The sequence below is a fragment of the Pseudomonas sp. BO3-4 genome, from assembly GCF_034044115.1.
GTDB classification, from domain to species: domain Bacteria; phylum Pseudomonadota; class Gammaproteobacteria; order Pseudomonadales; family Pseudomonadaceae; genus Aquipseudomonas; species Aquipseudomonas alloputida.
Genome location: NZ_CP139018.1, coordinates 5,797,005 through 5,818,452, shown reverse-complemented (window position 1 = coordinate 5,818,452; position 21,448 = coordinate 5,797,005). Strand labels below are relative to the sequence as shown.

The following is a 21,448-nucleotide window of genomic DNA, read 5'->3' as shown; positions in this document are numbered from 1 at the left end:
GAATAGTGACCATGGCTTCTGCAGTAAGCCCCGAGCGTCACGAAACAGTGGCGCTGGCCTGGACCAAGGCCGCCATCCTCGATTGCCTGGGCCAGGCACGGCAGGCGCTGGAGCGCTTTGCCGGTGAGACGGGTGACCTGTCGATGATGGCTTTCGTGGTCGACAACCTGCATCAGGTGCACGGCTGCCTGCGCATGCTCGAACTGCGCGGCGCCACGCGCCTTGCGGAGGAGCTGGAGCTGTTTGCCAGGGCTTTGGCCGACGGCCAGGTCAGCCCCCGGGGTGATTGCCTGGGTGCATTGTTCCGCGGCCTGGAGCAGTTGCCCTCGTACCTGGAGCGGTTGCGCGGTGCCCGCCACGACCTGCCACTGGTCATGCTGCCGTTGCTCAACCAGCTGCGTGCCTGCCGTGGGGAGGAACCGCTGGCCCAGGCCAGCCTGATGACCGGTGCCGCCCAACGCTTTGCGGGTGACGATGACCTTGCCAACCTCGACCTGTCGCTGGGCAACTGGCGTGACCAGCTGCAGGCCGGGTCGGGGCGCGATGCGCTGCGTTCGGTGGTGACTGCACTGTGCGACGACTTGATGCGCATCAAGGAGCGCCTGGACCAGTACGGCCGCGGCGACCGTCAGCACAGCGAGCAGCTCGATGCGCTGCTGGCACCGTTGCGCCACGTGGCTGACACCCTGGCGGTACTGGGCTTTCAGCAACCGCGGCGGGTGATCATCGACCAGGTGTTGGCGTTGCAGGCATTGGCTCAGGGCGAGCGGGCGGTGGACGACGCGGTGTTGATGGACGTGGCGGGGGCCCTGCTGTACGTGGAGGCCTCCCTGAACGGCATGGTCGGCCCTTTGGAGGAAAGCGGCCAAGGCAGCCTGCCAGGCTCGGACCTGGCGGAGATACGCCAGCTGGTGCTGCATGAAGCGCTGAACGTGTTGCAGCAGGCCAAGGATCTGATCGGCGATTACCTGGAGTCCGACTGGCCCCGGCAACGCCTGCAACCCTTGCCGGGGCTGTTGCAGCAGATCCGCGGGGCACTGGCCATGTTGATGCTGCCCGCCGTGGCAGAGCTGTTTGTCGGCTGCGCAAGCTATGTGCAGCGTTGGTTGCAGCACCTGGAGGAAGAGCCGCCGGTTGATGAGCTGACGCACTTGGCTGAGGCGCTGAGCGCTGCCGAATGCTACCTGCAATGGCGGGCGGCCGACCCGCTGGCCGATGGCCAACCCTTTATCGAGATGGCGCGGGCCAGCTTGGCGGCGCTGGGTGTGCAGTGCGCGGTGGTTGGGGCCAGCGCAGACCTGGACGGCAGTGGCGACGGCATCGATGACGAGCTTCGCGAGGTGTTCCTTGATGAAGCGGGCGAGCTGCTGCCGGAAATCGAGCGCCACTGGCTGCGCTGGCGTGCCGACAACCAGCAGCGCGAGGCGCTGGGCGAAGTGCGTCGCGCGCTGCATACACTCAAAGGCAGTGGCCGCATGGTGCATGCCGAGGCGGTGGCTGAACTGGCCTGGGGCGCCGAGCACCTGCTGAACCGGGTGCTCGAGGGCCGCAGCGTGCTCACCCCGGAAGGGGTTGTAGCGCTGCAGCAGGTGTTCGTTCACCTGCCTGACTTGCTGGCCGACTTTGCCGCCGGCCAGTTGCCGCAACTGACTGAAATCGAGCAATTGGCCGGGCACCTGCACAGCCTGGCCGAAAACGATGCCCCGGCGGCTGCCGGTGTCGATGGCCTCGATCCGCAGTTGCTGGGCATTTTTCGTACCGAGGCGCAGGGCCATCTGGCCAGCCTTGAGGTTTATCTGCAAAGCGCCGGCGGCCAAGACACGCCGGTCAGTGATGACTTGCAGCGTGCCTTGCACACGCTCAAAGGCAGTGCCGCCATGGCCGGGGTGATGCCGGTCGCCGAACTGGCCACCGCCTTCGACCGCCTGGCCCGTGAATACAAGGGTCATCAACTGCCACTGCAAATGGCCGAGATGGAGTGGCTGGAAGCTGCGCGGTCGTTGTTCCATCTGGGCTTGGCGCAACTCGATAGCACACCGCTGGCCGCCATTCCCGGCGCCGCGGAACTGATCGAGCAGGTGGGCCAGGCCGTGGACGGCCGCCTGGCCAGTCTGCATGAAGACTCGCACCCTGCCGGCCGCAGCAAGCGTGATCCGCAGTTGGTCGCCAGCTTCCTGGCGCAGGCCATGGACATTCTGCTCGATGCAGAGACGTTGTTGTCGCGCTGGCAGCAACAGCCCGGCCAGCGTGACGCACTGGATAACCTGCTCGACCAGATGACCACCCTGGGGCACGCTGCGCACCTGGCCGACCTGTGGCAGATGGATGAGGTGTGTGAGGCGTTGCTGGACCTGTATGGCGCGGTGGAGGAGGGCAGCCTGCCTGCCGATTCCCGCTTCTTCAGCCAGGCGCAGCGGGCCCATGAAGCGTTGCTGGACATGCTGGACGAAGTGGCGGCCGGGCAGGATATTCCACCGCGCCCGGAGCTGGTCGATAGCCTGCGCAACCTGCTGGACCAGGCCCTGGCGCCGGATGCCACCGGCCTGGTGGGCATCGATACGGTCACACCGCTGCACCCGGACATGGACCTGGCCGATACCTTGGGGCTGCCGCACCCGCCGTTGCAGCCGCAGGTGGCAGAGCCGCTTGCCGAGGCGCCGGAAAGCCCCGGCGAAGAGCTGCTGGAAGTGTTCCTGGAAGAAAGCTCGGACATCGTCGAGAGCGCCGCGGCGGCTCTGGCGCGCTGGCAGGCCGACCCGCGCAGCAGCGTCGAGGTGGACAACCTGATGCGCGACCTGCACACCCTCAAAGGCGTGGCGCGCATGGTCGAAATCACCCCGATCGGCGACCTGGCCCACGAACTGGAGTTCCTCTACGAGTTGTTGGCTGCGGGTAGATTGCCGCCAAGCGCGCCACTGTTCGCACTGCTGCAGAACTGCCACGACCGGCTGGCGCATATGCTTGACGCTGTGCGCCTGGGGCAGCCGCTGCATGCCGCCACGGCGCTGATCGACTACATTCGCAACTTCAGCAGCGCCGCACTGACAGACACTGCCGCAGGCCAGGGGCCGCCAGAAGCTGCAACCGCCGAAGTTCCGGCAGCAGCACCAGAGCGGGCACCGGGTGACATGGTCAAGGTCGACGCCGAGCTGCTCGACGACCTGGGTAACCTGGCCGGCGAGCACTCGATCATCCGTGGGCGCATCGAGCAGCAGGTCAACGACGCGCAGTTCGCCCTCAACGAGATGGAGACCACACTCGAGCGCATGCGTGATCAGTTGCTGCGTCTGGATGTCGAGACCCAGGGGCGAATCTCCAGCCGGCAGCAGTTCGAAGGCGATGCCTATGACGACTTCGACCCGCTGGAAATGGACCGCCACTCCCAGCTGCAGCAGCTGTCACGGGCCCTCTTCGAGTCTGCCTCGGACCTGCTGGACCTGAAGGAGACCCTGGCTCAGCGCGCTCAGGAGGCCTACAGCCTGCTGCAGCAGCAGGCGCGGGTGAACAGCCAGTTGCAGGAGGGCCTGACTGCCACCCTGATGGTGCCGTTCGAGCGCCTGGTGCCGCGCTTGCAGCGCGTGGTGCGGCAGGTGGCCAGCGAGCTGGGCAAGCAGGTGGAACTGGTGGTTGGCAATGCCGAGGGCGAACTGGACCGCAGTGTGCTGGAGCGTATGGTGGCGCCGCTGGAGCATATGCTGCGCAACGCCGTTGACCACGGCCTGGAAAGCCGCGCAATGCGCCTGGCCGCCGGCAAGCCGGAGCAGGGCACCATTCACCTGAATTTGCTGCATGAGGGCGCCGATATCGTCATCGAAATGACGGATGATGGTGCTGGCGTGCCACTGGAAGCGGTGCGGCGCAAGGCCATCAAGCGCGGCCTATTGGACCCGCAGGCGCAGTTGAGTGACCACGAAATCCTGCAGTTCATCCTGCGGCCAGGCTTTTCCACCGCCGAAAAGATTACCCAGATTTCCGGGCGCGGGCTGGGCATGGATGTGGTGCACGAGGAGGTCAAGCAACTGGGTGGCTCGATGAGTATCGAGTCGGCGCAGGGCAAGGGCGCGCGTTTCCTGATCCGCCTGCCGTTCACCGTGTCGATCAACCGTGCGCTGATGGTGCACCTGGGCGATGAGCAGTACGCCATTCCGCTCAATACCATCGAGGGCATTGTCCGCGTGCCACCTGCCGAGCTTGCGGCGTGCTACCAGCTGGACTCGCCGCGCTATGTCTATGCCGGCCACGAATACGAGCTGCGCTACCTGGGCGAGTTGCTGCAAGGCCTGCCGCGCCCGGCGCTGCTGGGGCAAAGTGTGCCGTTGCCGGTGCTGCTGGTGCATTCCAAGGAGCAGTCGTTCGCCATCCAGGCCGACAACCTGTCGCCCAGCCGTGAGATCGTGGTGAAAAGCCTGGGGCCGCAGTTTGCCGCGGTTGCCGGGTTATCGGGGGCGACACTGCTGGGCGATGGCCGGGTGGTACTGATTCTTGACCTGCTGGGCCAGCTGCGCGGCCAGCAGCGACGGCTGGCCCGCCTGCCCGGAGGCGGTAGCCAACGCCAGTTGCTTGGCCCGGCACCGCGCCGTGCCTTGCTGGTGATGGTGGTGGACGATTCGGTAACCGTACGCAAGGTCACCAGCCGCCTGCTGGAGCGCCACGGCATGAGCGTGCTCACGGCCAAGGATGGCGTCGATGCCATGGCCCTGCTGGAAGAGCACCGGCCCGACGTGTTGTTGCTGGACATCGAAATGCCGCGCATGGACGGCTTCGAGGTGGCCACACGCATCCGCCGTGACGCACGGTTAAAAGACTTGCCGATCATCATGATCACCTCGCGTACCGGGCAGAAGCACCGGGACCGCGCCATGGCCATCGGCGTCAACGAATACCTGGGCAAGCCGTACCAGGAGTCGCTGCTGTTGCAGAGCATCGCCCATTGGAGCCAGGCCCATGCTTGAACTGATTTCCGGCCAGCGCAGCAGCCTGACCGGGCTGTTGCTACCGTTGGGGGACCGCACGCTGGTGTTGCCCAACGTGGCGGTGGCCGAGTTGAGCGGGCAGCGTAACCTGGTGTGCCAGCATGGCGACCCCGCCTGGCACCTGGGGTGGATCAACTGGCGTCAGCAACGCCTGCCGTTGATCGGTTTCGAGGCCGCGTGCGGTGGTGAGACGCCGTGCGGGGAGCGGGCTCGCGTGGTGGTGCTCAATGCTTTGGGCGATACCGGTTTGCGGTACCTGGCGCTATTGCTGCAGGACATTCCGCGCTCGTGCAAGCTCGACAGCCAGCTGAACTACGTGGATGTGGCGCTGGGCAGGTTGGAGCTGGCGGCGGTGCAGGTGGGTGAGCAGGTGGCGCGGGTACCGGACCTGGTCGCCTTGGAAAGGCTGGTGCGTGACGCGGATCTGCAACCTGACCTTGGTTAGGATGTGAGGCGCAGGGCCTCTTCGCGGGTAAACCCGCTCCTACAATGGCTGCGCGCTCAGTTGTAGGAGCGGGTTTACCCGCGAAGGGGTCATCAACATCACATCAGGAACCCAGCCCACCTCAGGAGGTCTGTGTTTGCATGTATTACGGTGAACGCTTCAACGCCTGGACCCACCTGGTCGGTGCCGTCCTCGCTGCTATTGGTGCCATCTGGCTGATCGTGGTCGCGGGCCTGCAAGGCGACCCGTGGAAGATCGTCAGCTTCTCCATCTACGGCGGCACGCTGCTGTTGCTGTACAGCATCTCCACCCTGTACCACAGCACCCGTGGGCGGGCGAAAGTGATCATGCGCAAGCTCGACCACCTGTCGATCTATCTGCTGATTGCCGGCAGCTACACGCCGTTTTGCCTGGTCAGCCTGCGCGGCCCTTGGGGATGGAGCCTGTTCGGTGTGGTCTGGGGGCTGGCGATCATCGGCATGTTGCAAGAGATCAAGCCGCGCTCCGAGGCGCGTATCCTGTCGATCATCATCTACGCAGTGATGGGCTGGATCGTGCTGGTGGCAGTCAAACCACTGCTGAACTCGCTGGGCACTGCAGGCTTCGCCTGGCTGGCTGCCGGCGGCGTGTTCTACACCGTCGGCATCATTTTCTTCGCCTTCGACAGCCGTTTCCGCCATTGGCATGGCATCTGGCACCTGTTCGTGATCGCTGGCAGCCTGATGCACTTCGTGGCGGTGTCGTTCTACGTGCGCTAGTTAAAAATCGCCCCACAACTGCTGTGCCACCGACAGCGCCACCACCGGCGCGGTCTCGGTGCGCAGCACGCGCGGGCCAAGGCGTGCTGCGTGGAAGCCGGCGGCTTTGGCCTGCTCGACTTCGGCTTCGCTCAGGCCGCCTTCGGGGCCGATCACAAAGGCCAGGGTTGCGGGCTTTGCATGGCTGGTGAGCGGCTCGGCCACCGGGTGCAGGACCAGTTTCAGGTCAGCCTCGGTGCTGCTCAACCATTCGGCCAGGGTCACAGGTGGGTGGATGACGGGCAAGGTAGAACGCCCGCATTGTTCACAGGCGCTGATCGCCACTTGGCGCCAGTGGGCCAGGCGCTTGTCGGCGCGTTCGTCTTTCAGGCGCACTTCGCAGCGTTCGCTGACGATCGGGGTGATTTCGTTGGCGCCAAGTTCGGTGGCCTTCTGGATCGCCCAGTCCATGCGCTCGCCACGGGAGAGGCCCTGGCCCAGGTGCACATGCAGCGGTGAATCGGCCTGGCCGGCAAAGGCCTGGTCAAGGCTGACGCGGACAGTTTTCTTGCCCACCTCGAGCAACTGACCACGGTATTCCTGGCCGCTGCCATCGAACAGCTGCACGGCGTCGCCGGGTGCCATGCGCAGCACGCGGCCAATGTAATGGGCCTGGGCCTCGGGCAGGTCGTGCTCGCCAAGGCTCAGGGGGGCGTCGATGAAGAAGCGGGACAGTCTCATGGGTTTGCTCGGTAAATAGAGAGACGCAGATCCCCTGTGGGAGCGGGCGTGCCCGCGAATCAGGCGCCGCGGTGCCTGGCAAGGGCTTCGCCCTTGTTCGCGGGCTCGCCCGCTCCCACAGGAAAAGTGGTGTGGCGAATTGCCGGGCCTAGCCCGGGTCGCGGAAGTCGGGATGGAAGTTGGCCGGTACTGCGACACTGACGCTGTCGCGGGTGGCGATATCGATGCCTTCGCTGGCCACTTTGGCAAGGAAGTCGATCTGCTCGGGGGTGATCACGTACGGCGGCAGGAAATACACCACGCTGCCCAGCGGTCGCAGCAGGGCGCCGCGGGTCAGGGCGTGCTCGAACACCTTCAGGCCACGGCGCTCCTGCCAGGGGTAGGCAACCTTGCCTGCCTTGTCTTGAACCATTTCGATGGCCAGGGCCATGCCAGTCTGGCGTATTTCGGCAACATGAGCATGATCGGCCAAATGTGCAGTGGCTGTGGCCATGCGCGTGGCCAGGGCCTTGTTGGCCTCGATCACGTTGTCCTGCTCGAAGATATCCAGGGTCGCCAGCGCTGCAGCGCACGCCAGCGGGTTGCCGGTGTAGCTGTGCGAGTGCAGGAACGCGCGCAGTGTCGGGTAGTCGTCGTAGAACGCCTGGTACACCTTGTCGGTGGTCAGGCAGGCTGCCAGCGGCAGGTAGCCGCCGGTCAGGGCCTTGGACAGGCACAGGAAATCCGGGCGGATGCCGGCTTGCTCGCAGGCGAACATCGTGCCGGTGCGGCCGAAGCCCACGGCGATCTCGTCATGGATCAGATGCACGTCGTAGCGGTCACAGGCCTCGCGCAACAACTTGAGGTACACCGGGTGGTACATGCGCATGCCACCGGCACCCTGTATCAGCGGCTCGACGATCACGGCGCTGATCGAGGCGTGGTGTTCGGCCAGGGTCTGCTCCATGGCCTGGAACATGTTGCGCGAGTGCTCTTCCCAGCTCATGCCCTCGGGGCGCAGGTAGCAGTCAGGGCTTGGCACCTTGAGGGTGTCGAGCAGCAGCGCCTTGTAGGTTTCGGTGAACAGCGGCACATCACCCACCGACATGGCGGCAATGGTTTCGCCGTGATAGCTGTTGGTCAGGGTGACGAAGCGCTTCTTGTCCGGTTTGCCGATGTTCTGCCAGTAGTGGAAGCTCATCTTCAGCGCCACCTCGATGCACGACGAGCCATTGTCGGCATAGAACACCCGGTCGAGACCGGCCGGGGTCATGGCGACCAGGCGCTCGGACAGCTCGATCACTGGCTGATGACTGAAACCGGCCAGGATCACGTGCTCGAGCTGGTCGACCTGGTCCTTGATGCGCTGGTTGATGCGCGGGTTGGCATGGCCGAAGACGTTGACCCACCAACTGCTCACCGCATCCAGATAGCGTTTGCCCTCGAAGTCTTCCAGCCACACGCCTTCGCCGCGCTTGATCGGGATCAGCGGCAGCTGCTCGTGGTCTTTCATCTGGGTACAGGGGTGCCACAGGACCTTGAGGTCGCGTTGCATCCACTGATCATTGAGGCCCATGGGCACTTCTCCTGGCTTTGCGGCGTGGTTCGACCGCGTAAGCCTAAGCAATGCCGCAGGGCAGGACAACCGCTGCCGTTCAATGGCGGTGGGTGCCGGTCCATTCCAGCTTGCGGATATGCACGGTGCCGGCGTGCGAGGTGGAGATGGTCAGGCGCCGAAAGGGGCCGTCAATCACCTGGTAGTAGGGGTGTGTAGCGATCGGGCCCGGGTGAGCGTCCCGGAAGCCGCTACCTTCGAGGGTGAGCCAGTAGAAAATGCGAGGGGATGGCGCAACCAGGTCATAGTCGATGTTCTCGGCATCGAACAACATGTGCAGGTCTTCGCTCAGAAAGTCGCTGACTACGTAGTATTCCAGCCGCAGGGACTCGACCTCTTGAGCGAACGCAATCGAAATTTCGCTGTGTTCGCCAATGACCAGCTCGGTACCGTCCTCGCCCTTGAAGGCTTCGTGAAAGCCGGTCCAGGACGTGCTGCTGGCGTGGAAGCTCAGGCCTGAGGCTGTGCGAAGTGTCTGCCTGTGTAACAGAAGCTGCCGCTCCACTTGGTTGAAGCGCTCCTCGAAGATCATGCGCAGGCCCTCCTGGCGGGCTTTTTGCCATCTTCGCCAGCTTCGCCTACCACCCTGTGACATGGCTACTGGCAAAAATGTCAGTTGCCAAAAGGACTTGATGTCACTGCGCTGGCAGGGTGCTCGGACCTGACGTATTCTTAACGCATCTTCCTGGGGCATTCCTGCCTCTCCCCGTTTCTGTAACCTCTGACTCGGAGTTCGCCGACATGGCTGCTGCTTGGGTGCGCCTGTGCGCGTTGGTATTGATTGGTGTGTCCAGCGGCGCTGCGCTGGCAAAAGACAAGACGCCCACGGCGATTGTCGTGGGGGGTGGCCTGGCAGGCCTGACGGCAGCCTACGAGCTGCAGAACAAAGGCTGGCAGGTGACCCTGCTGGAGGCCAAGGCGGGCATGGGCGGGCGTTCGGGCCTGGCCACCAGCGAGTGGATCGGCAACGCCAAGGCACAGCCGGTGCTCAACCAGTACCTCGACCGTTTCAAGCTTGAAACACTGTCGGCGCCCGAGTTCGTGCGTACCCCGGGTTACCTGATCGACGGCGAGTACTTCAGCGCCAGCGACCTGGCCACCAAGCAACCGGCCACTGCCGAGGCGCTCAAGCGTTACGAGAAAACCCTCGATGACCTGGCCCGCTCGATCGATGACCCGCTGAACCCGCAGGCAACCAGCACGCTGTTCGCCCTCGACCAGATCAACGTCTCCACCTGGCTGGACAAACTGCAACTGCCGGCCACCGCCCGTCAGTTGATCAATCAGCAGATCCGCACCCGCTACGATGAACCGTCGCGCCTGTCGCTGCTGTACTTCGCCCAGCAGAACCGCGTCTACCGCGGCGTCAGCGACCGCGACCTGCGCGCTGCGCGCCTGCCCGGTGGCAGCCCGGTGCTGGCCCAGGCTTTCGTCAAGCAGTTGAAAACCATCAAGACCAGCTCGCCGGTTACCGCCATTGTCCAGGACAAGGATGGTGTCACGGTAAAAGTCGGCAGCGTCGGCTACAAGGCGGATTATCTGGTCATGGCTGTGCCCCTGCGCGCGCTGGCCAAGATTCAGATGACCCCTGGCCTGGACAGCCAACACCTGGCGGCGCTCAAGGGCACCAACTATGGTTGGCGCGACCAGATCATGCTCAAGTTCAAGAAACCCGTATGGGAAAGCCGCGCACGCATGTCGGGCGAAATCTTCAGTAACGCCGGCCTCGGCATGCTGTGGGTCGAACCGGCGCTCAAGGGTGGTGCCAATGTGGTGATCAACCTGTCCGGCGATAACGCTCGCCTGCTGCAGGCGTTTGGTGAAAAGCAGATGGTCGACCAGGTGTTGATCCGTCTGCATGCGTTCTACCCACAGGCCCGTGGTGCTTTCACCGGTTACGAGGTCAAGCGATACAGCGCGGACGCTGGCACGGGTGGTGCCTACCTGGCCTACGGTCCGGGGCAGATCAGCAAATACTGGCGCCTGTGGGAACGTCCGGTGCAGCGCATTACCTTTGCCGGTGAGCACACGGATGCCCTGTATCCGGGCACTCTGGAAGGCGCCCTGCGCAGTGGCCAGCGTGCGGCCAGCCAGGCACAGGACCTGTTGGCCGGCAAGTCGTTCGACCCGGCCAAGGCGCTGCCGGTTGCGGCGGCGGCAGGTGCGGTGGCCGCCAAGGAGAGCAAGGGCGGATTCTTCTCCAATATGTTCGGCGGTTCGTCCGACAAGGGCGACAAGGCTGACAAGGCGCCGGCCAAAGCTGAGCCTAAGCAGGCCGAAGAGGCCAAGCAGGACAAGCCAGGCTTCTTCAAGCGCCTGTTTGGCGGGGCGCAAACGCCAGAGGCGAAGGCTGAGCCAATTGCCAAGGCTGAGGAAGTGGCGCCTGCACCTGCGCCCGCTCCACAGGCAGCTCCGGCTCCTGCAGCACCTGCGCCTGTGGCCAAGGAAACGGCTGCCAAGCCTGCGGCAACCAAAGCCGCTCCCGCCAAGCATGCGCCCGCGCACAAGCCAGCCCACAAGCCTGCCGAGACGAAGAAGGCGACAGCCAAGTCGGAGCCTGCGAAGAAGGCTGTAACCAATACCCAGGCCAAGGCGGGCTGATCGATCGACAGTGTCGGCCTGTTCGCAGCCTAAGGGCCGACACTGCAACCCGAACTCTCCTACTATCGTTAATGTTTTCTTAATGGTCAGCTAACAGAATAAATATCGGATTCCTCGATAATCCAAAGCAATTTTTTCCGCTTTTCTTCGATACGTTACGCGTTAGTCTGTGCATAGCTTTCACGGGGAAACACGCAACATGCAACTGCGCAATTCACCTTCTCGCTACGGCGTGGTCAGCATCATCCTGCACTGGGGCGTAGCACTCGCAGTCTTCGGCCTGTTCGGCCTGGGCTTGTGGATGGTCGGCCTCGACTACTACAGCCCTTGGCGCAAAGCTGGCCCGGACCTGCACAAGAGCATCGGCCTGGTGCTGCTGGCGGTGATGCTGCTGCGGGTAGTCTGGCGTTTCATCAGCCCGCCACCACCGGCACCCACCAACCACGGCGCAATCACACGCCTGGCGGCCAAGCTGGGCCACCTGGCCCTGTACCTTGGGCTGTTTGCGGTGATGGTTGCCGGTTACCTGATTTCCACCGCCGACGGCGTCGGCATTCCGGTGTTCGGCCTGTTCGAAGTGCCGGCACTGATCAGCGACCTGCCTGACCAGGCAGATGTGGCGGGTGTGGTTCATTTGTGGCTGGCTTGGGGGCTGGTGATTTTTGCCGTGCTGCATGCCCTTGCCGCGCTCAAGCATCATTTCATCGACCGTGACGCGACCCTGACTCGCATGCTGGGCCGCAAAGCTTGACTCTCAACCTCAATTACACAGGAAGGAACAGGATGTTGAAAAAGACTTTTGCCGCTCTGGCGCTCGGTACCGCTCTGCTCTCTGCTGGCCAGGCCATGGCTGCCGAGTACAAGATCGACAAGGAAGGCCAGCACGCGTTCGTTGACTGGAAAATCAGCCACCTGGGCTACAGCTTCATCCACGGTACTTTCAAGGATTTCGACGGCAACTTCAGCTGGGACAGTGCCAAGCCTGAAGCCAGCAAGATCAGCGTCGACTTGAAAACTGCCAGCCTGTGGTCGAACCACGCCGAGCGTGACAAGCACATCGCCAGCGCCGACTTCCTCGACGTGAAGAAGTACCCGGACGCCAAATTCGTCTCCACCAGCGTCAAGTCGACTGGCGACAAGACTGCTGACGTGACTGGCGACCTGACCATGCACGGTGTCACCAAACCTGTGACGTTCAAGGCTACCTTCAACGGTGAAGGCAAGGACCCATGGGGTGGCGAGCGCGCTGGCTTCAACGCCACCACCACGCTGAACCTGAACGACTTCGGCATCAAAGGCCCAGGTGCTACTTCGCAGACCCTGGACCTGGATATCAGTGTTGAAGGTGTGAAGCAGAAGTAATTTCTGCTGGCTGAAGACCGAGGGGGCCGCTTTGCGGCCCTATCACGACACAAGGCCGCTCCTGCAGAGATCAAGAAATTCTCTGCAGGAGCGGCCTTGTGTCGTGATAGGGCTGCCAAGCAGCCCCCTCGGTACTTCTATCAGCCCTTGCGGGTCAGCAGCGCCGGGCGCTCACCGCGTGGGCGGCTTGGCAGGTCATCCAGTTGCTCAGGCGTCGGGAAGCGGTCCAGTTTGGACTCCTTGCGAATGATCACTGGCTGTTTTTCTGGCTGACGCGGGTTGCGCACGGCCGGCTCTTGCCGGGCAGCATCGTCACGCGCAGGGCGACCACGGCCACCGCCGCCATCACGACGGGCACCGCCACCGTTGTTGGCGCGGGGCGGGCGTTTTTCTCCGCCACCACTGCGTGGCTGGCCGCCATTGCGGGCTTGGCCCTGGCCGCCAGCGTTGCTGCGTTGGCCATTGCCTTGCCCCTGACCTTGGCCAGCACCACCTGGGCGGCGGTTGCGGCCCTGGTTCTTGCCCTGGTACGGACTGACATAGTCGGCGCGGTTACCGAAGTTATCGACTTCATCGTCCAGGAACTCTTCCGGGTCGCGGTCTGCTGGCGGTTTCGGCACGCCGTTATTGCTGGCCTGCTGTGGGCGTGGCTTCTTGTCACGCGGCTTGCGCGGCTGCTGCTGCTTGTCGCCGCTCTTTTCCTTGTCGTCCGGCTTGGCCGCAGCTTGCTGCCTGGCTTTGCCTTTGTCCTTGCCTTTGTCCTTGCGGCCGCCGTTGCTGTCTTTGGCACCTTCGCCGCGGGCTTGCTGGCTGCGGCCTCCGCGGCCGTTGTTTTGCGGGCGCTCGCGTGTTTCAGGCTTCTCGGCTTCGACCTGGCTGGCGTCGAAGCCCATCAGGTCGCCATCCGCGATGCGCTGCTTGGTCACCCGCTCGATGCTCTTGAGCAGCTTCTCTTCATCTGGCGCGACCAGGGAAATTGCTTCGCCCGAACGACCGGCACGGCCGGTACGGCCAATGCGGTGGACGTAGTCTTCCTCGACATTCGGCAGCTCGAAGTTGACAACGTGGGGCAACTGGTCGATGTCCAGGCCGCGGGCAGCGATGTCGGTGGCGACCAGTACGCGCACGCTGTTGGCCTTGAAATCGGCCAAAGCCTTGGTGCGGGCGTTCTGGCTCTTGTTGCCGTGGATCGCGGCGGCGGTCAGGCCTTGCTTCTCCAGGTACTCGGCCAGGCGGTTGGCACCGTGCTTGGTTCGGGTGAACACCAACACCTGTTCCCAGGCGCCCAAGGTGATCAGGTGCGCCAGCAGGGCACGCTTGTGGCTGGCAGGCAGCCGGTACACACGCTGCTCGATACGCTCGACGGTGGTGTTCGGCGGGGTGACCTCGATACGCTCCGGGTTGTGCAGGAGCTTGTCGGCGAGGTCGGTGATGTCCTTGGAGAAGGTGGCCGAGAAGAGCAGGTTCTGCCGCTTGGCCGGCAGGCGGGCGAGCACCTTCTTGACGTCGTGGATGAAGCCCATGTCGAGCATGCGATCGGCTTCATCAAGTACCAGGATTTCCACGTGGGCCAGGTCGACCTTGCCTTGGCCGGCCAGATCCAGCAGGCGGCCTGGGCAGGCGACCAGCACATCAACGCCTTTGGCAATGGCCTGGATCTGCGGGTTCATGCCAACGCCGCCGAAGATGCAGGCGCTGACCAGTGGCAGGTCACGGGCATAGACCTTGAAACTGTCATGCACCTGGGCTGCCAGTTCGCGGGTCGGTGTCAGGACCAGTACGCGAGGCTGGCGTGGGCCGTGGCGCTGCGATTTGTCGGGATGGCCGGCCGGGAACAGGCGCTCGAGAATCGGCAGGGCGAAGCCGCCGGTTTTACCCGTACCTGTCTGTGCGGCAACCATCAGGTCGCGGCCTTGCAACACGGCGGGAATGGCCCGCTGTTGCACGGGGGTCGGCTGGGTGTAGCCCGCAGCCTCGATAGCGCGGACAAGAGCCTCGGAGAGACCGAGGGAAGCAAAGGACATGGGCGATCCTGTTCTCGTGTGGGCTGGGCCCGTTGGGATGTTCTGCCTGGCGCGACGGGCATCGGTGAAATGCGATCGCGTCCGGTCCAGCTGGGCTTTCACTGCACATCCGGGAAACGGAGGCTGGACGCGAAGGGGCGTCGGTGCCGATCGGGATGCCTGTTGCGAGGCCGAGCGTCCGGGCGTGAGCCGGGCGGGAAGGCCCGAGTATAACAGAGCTATCGCGCTGTGCTGCTTTCCTGCTGCTCAACGGCGTTGAGAATGTTTCCAGTGTCGCTTGTATAGCGGTTGCTGATCGCTGCATAGGCCGGTTCCTGCTTGAACCGCTGCAGCTCTTCGGCAAAGGCCACGGCCAGTGCCTCGCGCCCAGGCTTGCGCACCAGGCCCAAATACTGCGCCTGGCGGCTGACTACCAGCGGCAGTTCTTCGACTTGCTGTTGCAGGCCGAGCTGGCGGAGCAGGTAATGCCCGACCCTGCGGTCGGTGATCGCCAGGTCGATACGGCCCAGCACCAGCTTGCCGAAGTTGGCTTCGTGGGTGGGTGCGGCTTCGCGCTTGAAGTGCGGGGCCTCGGTGAACGCTTTACCGTAGGCGTAGCCGGGCGATGTGCCGACGGTGAGGCCGGCGAGGTCGTCCAGGTGGGTGACGGCATGGCGGCGCGAGCGGCTTTGGAACAGGACGAATTCGACCTCCGACATAGGTTCGGAGCCATACACCATGTAGGGTTGGCGCGCGTCCGTCTGGAAGATGTCGAGAATGCCATCGGCCAGGCCCTGCTCAGCCATCGCCAAGCAGCGCTTCCAAGGCAGGAATTGCCACTCCACCTCGACGCCGAGGCGTGCGAAGACCTGGCTGGCGACTTCGTAGTCGATGCCGCGCGGTTGGCCGTTGTGCTGAAACACATAAGGTGCCCAGTCGTCGGTTACCAGGCGCAAGCGTTCGCCCAGAGCCAACGGGCTCAGGCAAACGAGCAGGAGGATCCAGAACAGACGGGCGATATGTGGCATGGCCGGAGATTACGCGCTCGGCCGGTGTACGGTAAAGGCATGCACGATCGATGTGGGAGCGGGCGTGCCCGCGAACACCGGCGAAGCCGGTGCCAACGATCGGGTTACTCTCTTCGCGGGCACGCCCGCTCCCACAAAGCCGCGCAAGACAATGAATTTTGCGGGCACATCAGGCTTGAGTGGTTCGCAGCAGATGCGCCTCGATATCCTTGCGCCGCTCGCCCAGCGATAGCCGTAGCCCCGGATGGCGCAGGCACTGACGCAGCCGCTCGGGCTCCATGTAGCCGTAGCGGTCATTGAGGTTTTCCAGGGCCTTGTCCCACCAGGCGGACGCGCAGGCGCGGTCGAACTCATTGGGGTAGGGGTAGCAGCCATAGAGCAATTCGCGGGCGAACTGGCGCTCGTGGCTGGGCAGGGTCAGGCTCAGCGCTTTGTAACCCAGACGGTGCAGGGTGGGTGGTCGCGGCAGTTGGTCGTTGACCAGCGCAACGTCGGCCAGGGCCGCAGGGCTGAGTGGGTCGTGGTCGTGCTTGCGCAGCCAGGCCTGAATCTTGGCGCGGAACTGCGCCTTCCGGCTCCAGTAGTGATGGATGACATCGGTACACTCGGCCAGCTCCAGGTTGCGGTAGGCCGCCACTGCCAGGCAGAACTCCTCAAGGGTATAGGCCTCGCGAGCCAAGGGGTAGAATTCGTCCATCATGGCGATGGAGCGGTCCAGGGTGCCGCAGTCCTCGGCAGTGAGGCCGATAACGCCGGAATTGACGAGCGGCATCTGGCAGTCGGCCAGTCCCCGGGACTCGAGAATGGTAAGCAGGTTTTTGTACAGCAGGCATTTCTGGTCAGCGCCGTAGCGCGTGCCGATGGCGTTGCACAACAGGCGGTTGGGCGCCACACGGGCGAACAGGTGCAACGGTGAAGTGCGGAAGAAGGTGTCTGTATCGATCAGTACTGCCAGCGGGTGTTGCTGCAGTACCTGGCGCAACAGCACATGCTTGCTGCGAAAGTGATAACCGTGCGGGGCATTCCATGCCTGGCGCGTGGCCTCGTCCAGCAGGTGGACGGTGACGGGCAGCTTGGCGTAGGGCTGCGCATTGTCGGTGTAAACCTGGATGTCCATGGCCTCGCCGGCTGCGCTGCCCAACTGGGCGAGGGCGCTGACGATGCTGAAGCAGGCTTCCTGATGGTAGGTTGCCGGGCCAAAAGCCAGGTAAACAAGCTGTGGGCGCGAAGGTTGGGGGTGCTGCATGGCAGGCGAGACCTGTTTAACCCGAAATTGAATAAGGCTTTAGTCTATGACCAAAGCCTTAATCATTTCTTAAGCAGACTTTGCCAAAAGATTTCAGCGCGGCAGCTTCAGGTTGTTCCAGATCGCCAGGCTCGGTTCAGCCTGGTTCAAGGTATAGAAGTGCAGGCCCGGGGCGCCGCCTTGCAACAGCTGTTCGCAAATGCGGGTAATCACTTCTTCGCCAAAGGCCTGGATGCTGGCGGTGTCGTCGGCATAGGCTTCCAGCTGCTTGCGGATCCAGCGCGGGATCTCGGCACCACAGGCATCGGAGAAGCGGGCCAGCTTGCTGTAGTTGGTGATCGGCATGATGCCCGGTACCACTGGAATGTCCACGCCCAGCTTCTGTGCACGCTCGACGAAGTAGAAGTAGCTGTCGGCGTTGAAAAAGTACTGGGTGATGGCGCTGTCGGCACCGGCCTTGACCTTGTGCACAAAGTTGGCCAGGTCCGCCTCGAAGTTGCGCGCCTGCGGGTGCATTTCCGGGTAGGCAGCCACTTCCAGGTGGAAGTGGTCAGCGGTTTCCTGGCGGATGAACTCCACCAGGTCGCTGGCGTAGCGCAGTTCGCCACTGGCCATGCCCATGCCCGACGGCAGGTCACCACGCAGGGCAACGATGCGCTTGATACCGGCAGCCTTGTACTCGGCCAGCAGGGCGCGCAATTCGGCCTTGGTGTCGCCCACGCACGACAGGTGCGGCGCGGCAGGTATCTTCACTTCGCTTTCCAGCTGCAGCACGGTATTGAGCGTGCGGTCGCGGGTCGAGCCACCAGCACCGTAGGTGCAGGAGAAGAAGTCCGGGTTATAGGTGGCCAGCTGGCGGGCGACGCCCATCAGCTTTTCGTGACCGGCGTCGGTCTTGGTCGGGAAGAACTCGAAACTGTAGCGGCGTTCTTGTGACATCAGGCGTTCCTCTGGCAACAAGCGTCTAGCGGCAAGCTGCAAGTAAAAGCCAGATCGGTGATGGCCGGTCTGGCTTGGGCGTCGTTCAAGATCTGTGTTTCTGGAGCTGCAAGTGGCAACGGCACGGTATGCCTTTGCTTGCCACTTGCAGCTTCAAGCTTGCCGCTTAGTAGCGGTAGGCGTGCGGCTTGAACGGGCCTTCGACGGTCACGCCGATGTAGTCGGCTTGCTGCTTGGTCAGCTGGGTGACCACGCCGCCGAAGCCGCGGACCATTTCCAGGGCCACTTCTTCGTCGAGTTTCTTCGGCAGCACTTCCACGGTCAGGCGCTCGGCTTTCTTTTCGGCCGACAGGTCAGCGAACTTCTGCTCGAACAGGAAGATCTGTGCCAGAACCTGGTTGGCGAACGAGCCGTCCATGATGCGGCTTGGGTGGCCAGTGGCGTTGCCCAGGTTGACCAGGCGGCCTTCGGCCAGCAGGATCAGGTAGTCGTCGTTCTGCGGGTCGAAGCTGCCAGCGCCGGTACGGTGGATCTTGTGAACCTGCGGCTTGACCTCTTCCCAGGCCCAGTTCTTGCGCATGAAGGCGGTGTCGATCTCGTTGTCGAAGTGGCCGATGTTGCAGACTACGGCACGCTTTTTCAGGGCCTTGAGCATGTTGGCGTCGCAGACGTTGACGTTACCGGTGGTGGTCACGATCAGGTCGATCTTGCCCAGCAGAGCCTTGTCGATGCTGGCTTCGGTGCCGTCGTTGATACCGTCGATGAACGGCGAGACCAGCTCGAAGCCGTCCATGCAGGCCTGCATGGCGCAGATTGGGTCAACTTCGGAGACCTTGACGATCATGCCTTCCTGACGCAGGGACTGGGCCGAGCCCTTGCCCACGTCACCGTAGCCGATCACCAGGGCCTGCTTGCCCGAGAGCAGGTGGTCGGTACCACGCTTGATGGCATCGTTCAGGCTGTGACGGCAGCCGTACTTGTTGTCGTTCTTGCTCTTGGTGACCGAGTCGTTGACGTTGATCGCCGGGACTTTCAGCTCGCCCTTGGCCAGCATGTCCAGCAGGCGGTGTACGCCGGTGGTGGTCTCTTCGGTCACGCCGTGCACACGGTCCAGTACCTGCGGGTACTTCTTGTGCAGCAGTTCGGTCAGGTCACCACCGTCGTCGAGGATCATGTTGGCGTCCCATGGCTGGCCATCTTTCAGGATGGTCTGCTCCAGGCACCACTCGTACTCTTCTTCGGTTTCACCTTTCCAGGCGAACACCGGGATACCGGCGGCGGCGATCGAAGCGGCGGCCTGGTCTTGAGTCGAGAAGATGTTGCAGGACGACCAGCGCACTTCGGCACCCAGGGCAACCAGGGTTTCGATCAGCACGGCGGTCTGGATGGTCATGTGGATGCAGCCCAGGATCTTCGCACCCTTGAGCGGTTGCTCGGCCAGGTACTTGCGACGCAGGCCCATCAGCGCAGGCATTTCCGATTCGGCAATGATGGTTTCGCGACGGCCCCAGGCGGCCAGGGAGATGTCGGCGACTTTGTAATCGGTAAAACCAGCAGGCATGTTTGCAGCGCTCATGAGAGCCTCCATTCGTAATGTGCGAATGGGCGCCGTTGTGCGTTAAGCGCTCGCGGGAGCGAGCAACGCCCCATCCGAGCCTGACAGGCCTAGCCTGCTGCAGCGCCCCTCGGACAGGTGGCGGGCATGGCACCGCTGTGGGCAACCATGTAAAACGGCGCAGATTATAGCTGCCCCCGCCGGCTTGCCCAAGGTTTTCCGTCGATTAATCGCGACGATAGTCGATGTTCAATGGAGCGAAGGCAGCCGCTCTGCCATCATTGCTACACGTTAGCCAAGCAGGTCAGGAGTACAGATGAACTTTCACACCCGCAAGTGGGTTAAACCCGAAGACCTCAACCCCAATGGCACCCTGTTCGGTGGCAGCCTGTTGCGCTGGATCGATGAAGAGGCTGCGATCTACGCCATCGTCCAGCTGGGCAACCAGCGTGTGGTGACCAAGTACATGTCGGAAATCAACTTCGTCAGTGCTTCGCGTCAGGGTGACATCATCGAGCTGGGCATCACCGCTACCGCGTTCGGTCGCACCTCGATCACCCTCAAGTGCGAAGTGCGTAACAAGATCACCCGCAAGAGCATTCTGACTGTCGACAAGATGGTGTTCGTCAACCTGGGTGAGGATGGCTTGCCGGCAGCCCATGGGCGCACCGAGATCAAGTATGTGCAGGACCAGTTCCCGGATTCGGCAGTCGAATAGATTCTGGTTGCCTGTGCCGGCCTCTTCGCGGATGAACCCGCTCCTACAGGGGTACGCGAACCTGTAGGAGCGGGTTTACCCGCGAATGGGCCGCAAAGCGGCCCCGGCATTCTCAAGGCTGGGCGCTGACCTTGCGCACCACCCGCCCAATGCTCAACCCCTGCACCAGAATCGACGACAACACCACGATGTAGGTGATCGACAGCAGCAGGTCCCGTTCCTCGCCCAGCGGTAGCGACAGTGCAAGTGCCACCGACACGCCACCGCGCAGGCCACCCCAGGTCAGCACCCGCACCGTGCCTTTGGGCACCGGGCGCCAGCGCCGCAGCAGCACGATCGCCGGGGCCACCGTCAGCAGGCGCGACAGCAGCACTGCCAGCGCCAGCACGCCGCCGGCCGCCAGGTGCATCCAGTTGAACGGCAGCAGCAACAGCTCCAGGCCGATCAATGCGAACAGCAGCGCATTGAGCATGTCGTCGATCAGTTCCCAGAAACCGTCCATGTAACGGCGGGTCATGTCATTCATCGCCAGGTTGCGCCCCAGGTTGCCGATGATCAGGCCAGCCACCACCATGGCGATCGGTGCCGACACATGCAGTTCGTAGCACATCGCCGAACCACCGATGACCAACGCCAGGGTCAGCATGACTTCCACCTGGTACTGCTCGACACTCTTGATCATCCGGTAGGTGGCGTAGCCGATCAGGCCACCGAACACCACGCCGCCAATGGCCTCGCGGGCGAACAGGATTGCCGTGTCGGTCATGCTCGGTGTTTCACCCAGCTGGATGATGCCCAGCAACACGGTGAATACCACGACTGCCGTGCCGTCGTTGAACAGTGACTCGCCGACGATGGTGGTTTTAAGCGGTTTGGGCGCATTGGCAGTACGCAGCGCGCCAAGCACGGCAATCGGGTCGGTTGGTGAGATCAGTGCACCGAACAGCAGGCAGTAGATCAGGGGCACCTGCCAGCCGAACAGGGCAAACACCCAATGCGCCAGGTAGCCGATGACCACGGTGGCGATCAGCACGCCCAAGGTGGCCAGCAGGCCGATCGGCCAGCGGTAGCTGCGCAGGTCGCTGAGGTTGACGTGCAGGGCGCCGGCAAACAGCAGGAACGCCAGCATCCAGTGCATGAGCAGGTCGTTGAAGTCGATCTGGTTCATCAGCCCTTCGACGCGTTCTTCCAGGCCAGGGAAGCCGATAAGGCTCAGGCCCTGCAACATCAGGGAAAACAGCAGCGCCGTAACCATCACGCCGATGGCGGGGGGCAGGCCGATGAAACGGTAGTTCACATAGGTCAGAAGTGTGGTGAGGCAGATAAACGCGGCAACTAATTCAAGCATCCCGAATCCTGTAACAGTGGCTTCCAAGTCGTTACCCGAGTGACTCGGGCAGTTCTTTGATGACCTGGCACGGGGTTCGGGGCACAGGGTTTGACCGAATTAGTCCAAATCGTTCCCGTGACAGTCTGCACTGCTTACCCTGTGGGAGCGGGCGTGCC

General features: G+C 63.2%; 16 protein-coding genes and 1 riboswitch. Of the genes, 7 read left to right on the top strand and 9 right to left on the bottom strand.

Annotated features, from left to right (window positions below; all coding sequences use genetic code 11):
* The first annotated feature begins 11 nt into the window (after nucleotides 1-11).
* The 3 genes from REH59_RS26605 (at nucleotide 12) to trhA (ending at nucleotide 6,176) form a co-directional block, all read left to right on the top strand.
* Nucleotides 12-4,952: an Hpt domain-containing protein gene (locus REH59_RS26605; protein WP_265536563.1), complete on the top strand. Its 4,941-nt coding sequence runs from the start codon at nucleotides 12-14 to the stop codon at nucleotides 4,950-4,952.
* Nucleotides 4,945-5,418, top strand: coding sequence for a chemotaxis protein CheW (locus REH59_RS26600; protein ID WP_014754670.1), 474 nt, complete (start codon nucleotides 4,945-4,947; stop codon nucleotides 5,416-5,418). Before REH59_RS26605 ends, REH59_RS26600 begins: the two co-directional genes overlap by 8 nt.
* 140 nt (nucleotides 5,419-5,558) lie before the next feature.
* Nucleotides 5,559-6,176 carry a PAQR family membrane homeostasis protein TrhA gene (trhA, locus tag REH59_RS26595; protein WP_003249338.1) on the top strand — a complete coding sequence of 206 codons (618 nt, stop codon included), beginning with the start codon at nucleotides 5,559-5,561 and terminating at the stop codon, nucleotides 6,174-6,176.
* Here trhA and REH59_RS26590 read toward each other — a convergent pair whose 3' ends face one another.
* From REH59_RS26590 to REH59_RS26580, 3 genes are all read right to left on the bottom strand, one after another.
* Nucleotides 6,177-6,896 (bottom strand): 16S rRNA (uracil(1498)-N(3))-methyltransferase, encoded by a 720-nt coding sequence (locus tag REH59_RS26590; protein ID WP_004576721.1) that lies wholly within the window; start codon nucleotides 6,894-6,896, stop codon nucleotides 6,177-6,179. It lies immediately after the preceding gene.
* A 148-nt stretch (nucleotides 6,897-7,044) separates the two neighbouring features.
* Nucleotides 7,045-8,451: an adenosylmethionine--8-amino-7-oxononanoate transaminase gene (locus tag REH59_RS26585; protein WP_014859610.1), complete on the bottom strand. Its 1,407-nt coding sequence runs from the start codon at nucleotides 8,449-8,451 to the stop codon at nucleotides 7,045-7,047.
* A 79-nt stretch (nucleotides 8,452-8,530) separates the two neighbouring features.
* The gene (locus tag REH59_RS26580; RefSeq protein ID WP_014859611.1) at nucleotides 8,531-9,022 is read right to left on the bottom strand and encodes a hypothetical protein; all 492 of its coding nucleotides are present in this window, start codon (nucleotides 9,020-9,022) and stop codon (nucleotides 8,531-8,533) included.
* Between the two features lie 209 nt (nucleotides 9,023-9,231).
* On the opposite strand from REH59_RS26580, the gene REH59_RS26575 reads away from it, so the two are divergent.
* The 3 genes from REH59_RS26575 to REH59_RS26565 all read left to right on the top strand — a co-directional run bounded on the left by REH59_RS26575 (nucleotide 9,232) and on the right by REH59_RS26565 (nucleotide 12,453).
* Nucleotides 9,232-11,091 (top strand): flavin monoamine oxidase family protein, encoded by a 1,860-nt coding sequence (locus REH59_RS26575; RefSeq protein ID WP_014862084.1) that lies wholly within the window; start codon nucleotides 9,232-9,234, stop codon nucleotides 11,089-11,091.
* A gap of 199 nt (nucleotides 11,092-11,290) precedes the next feature.
* Entirely contained in the window at nucleotides 11,291-11,842 is a 552-nt protein-coding gene (locus REH59_RS26570) for a cytochrome b (RefSeq protein ID WP_012053906.1), read from the top strand.
* A 32-nt stretch (nucleotides 11,843-11,874) separates the two neighbouring features.
* Nucleotides 11,875-12,453, top strand: a complete 579-nt coding sequence (locus REH59_RS26565; RefSeq protein ID WP_003249350.1) for a YceI family protein — start codon at nucleotides 11,875-11,877, stop codon at nucleotides 12,451-12,453.
* Between the two features lie 140 nt (nucleotides 12,454-12,593).
* Here REH59_RS26565 and REH59_RS26560 read toward each other — a convergent pair whose 3' ends face one another.
* The 5 genes from REH59_RS26560 to ahcY all read right to left on the bottom strand — a co-directional run bounded on the left by REH59_RS26560 (nucleotide 12,594) and on the right by ahcY (nucleotide 19,245).
* Nucleotides 12,594-14,477 carry a DEAD/DEAH box helicase gene (locus REH59_RS26560; RefSeq protein ID WP_128573587.1) on the bottom strand — a complete coding sequence of 628 codons (1,884 nt, stop codon included), beginning with the start codon at nucleotides 14,475-14,477 and terminating at the stop codon, nucleotides 12,594-12,596.
* Between the two features lie 218 nt (nucleotides 14,478-14,695).
* Nucleotides 14,696-15,484, bottom strand: a complete 789-nt coding sequence (locus tag REH59_RS26555) for a substrate-binding periplasmic protein (protein ID WP_012053904.1) — start codon at nucleotides 15,482-15,484, stop codon at nucleotides 14,696-14,698.
* Between the two features lie 169 nt (nucleotides 15,485-15,653).
* Complete coding sequence (locus REH59_RS26550) at nucleotides 15,654-16,730, bottom strand: hypothetical protein (RefSeq protein ID WP_014859614.1); 1,077 nt, start codon at nucleotides 16,728-16,730, stop codon at nucleotides 15,654-15,656.
* Nucleotides 16,731-16,823: 93 nt separating this feature from the next.
* Nucleotides 16,824-17,669: a methylenetetrahydrofolate reductase [NAD(P)H] gene (gene metF / locus REH59_RS26545; protein ID WP_014859615.1), complete on the bottom strand. Its 846-nt coding sequence runs from the start codon at nucleotides 17,667-17,669 to the stop codon at nucleotides 16,824-16,826.
* Between the two features lie 166 nt (nucleotides 17,670-17,835).
* Entirely contained in the window at nucleotides 17,836-19,245 is a 1,410-nt protein-coding gene (gene ahcY / locus REH59_RS26540) for an adenosylhomocysteinase (RefSeq protein ID WP_003249358.1), read from the bottom strand.
* Between the two features lie 20 nt (nucleotides 19,246-19,265).
* Nucleotides 19,266-19,362: riboswitch (S-adenosyl-L-homocysteine riboswitch) on the bottom strand.
* A 178-nt stretch (nucleotides 19,363-19,540) separates the two neighbouring features.
* Here ahcY and REH59_RS26535 point away from each other — a divergent pair.
* Nucleotides 19,541-19,942 (top strand): acyl-CoA thioesterase, encoded by a 402-nt coding sequence (locus REH59_RS26535; protein ID WP_003249362.1) that lies wholly within the window; start codon nucleotides 19,541-19,543, stop codon nucleotides 19,940-19,942.
* A gap of 112 nt (nucleotides 19,943-20,054) precedes the next feature.
* On the opposite strand, the gene REH59_RS26530 is transcribed toward REH59_RS26535, so the two are convergent.
* Nucleotides 20,055-21,290: a cation:proton antiporter gene (locus REH59_RS26530; RefSeq protein WP_012053901.1), complete on the bottom strand. Its 1,236-nt coding sequence runs from the start codon at nucleotides 21,288-21,290 to the stop codon at nucleotides 20,055-20,057.
* Between the last annotated feature and the right edge of the window lie 158 nt (nucleotides 21,291-21,448).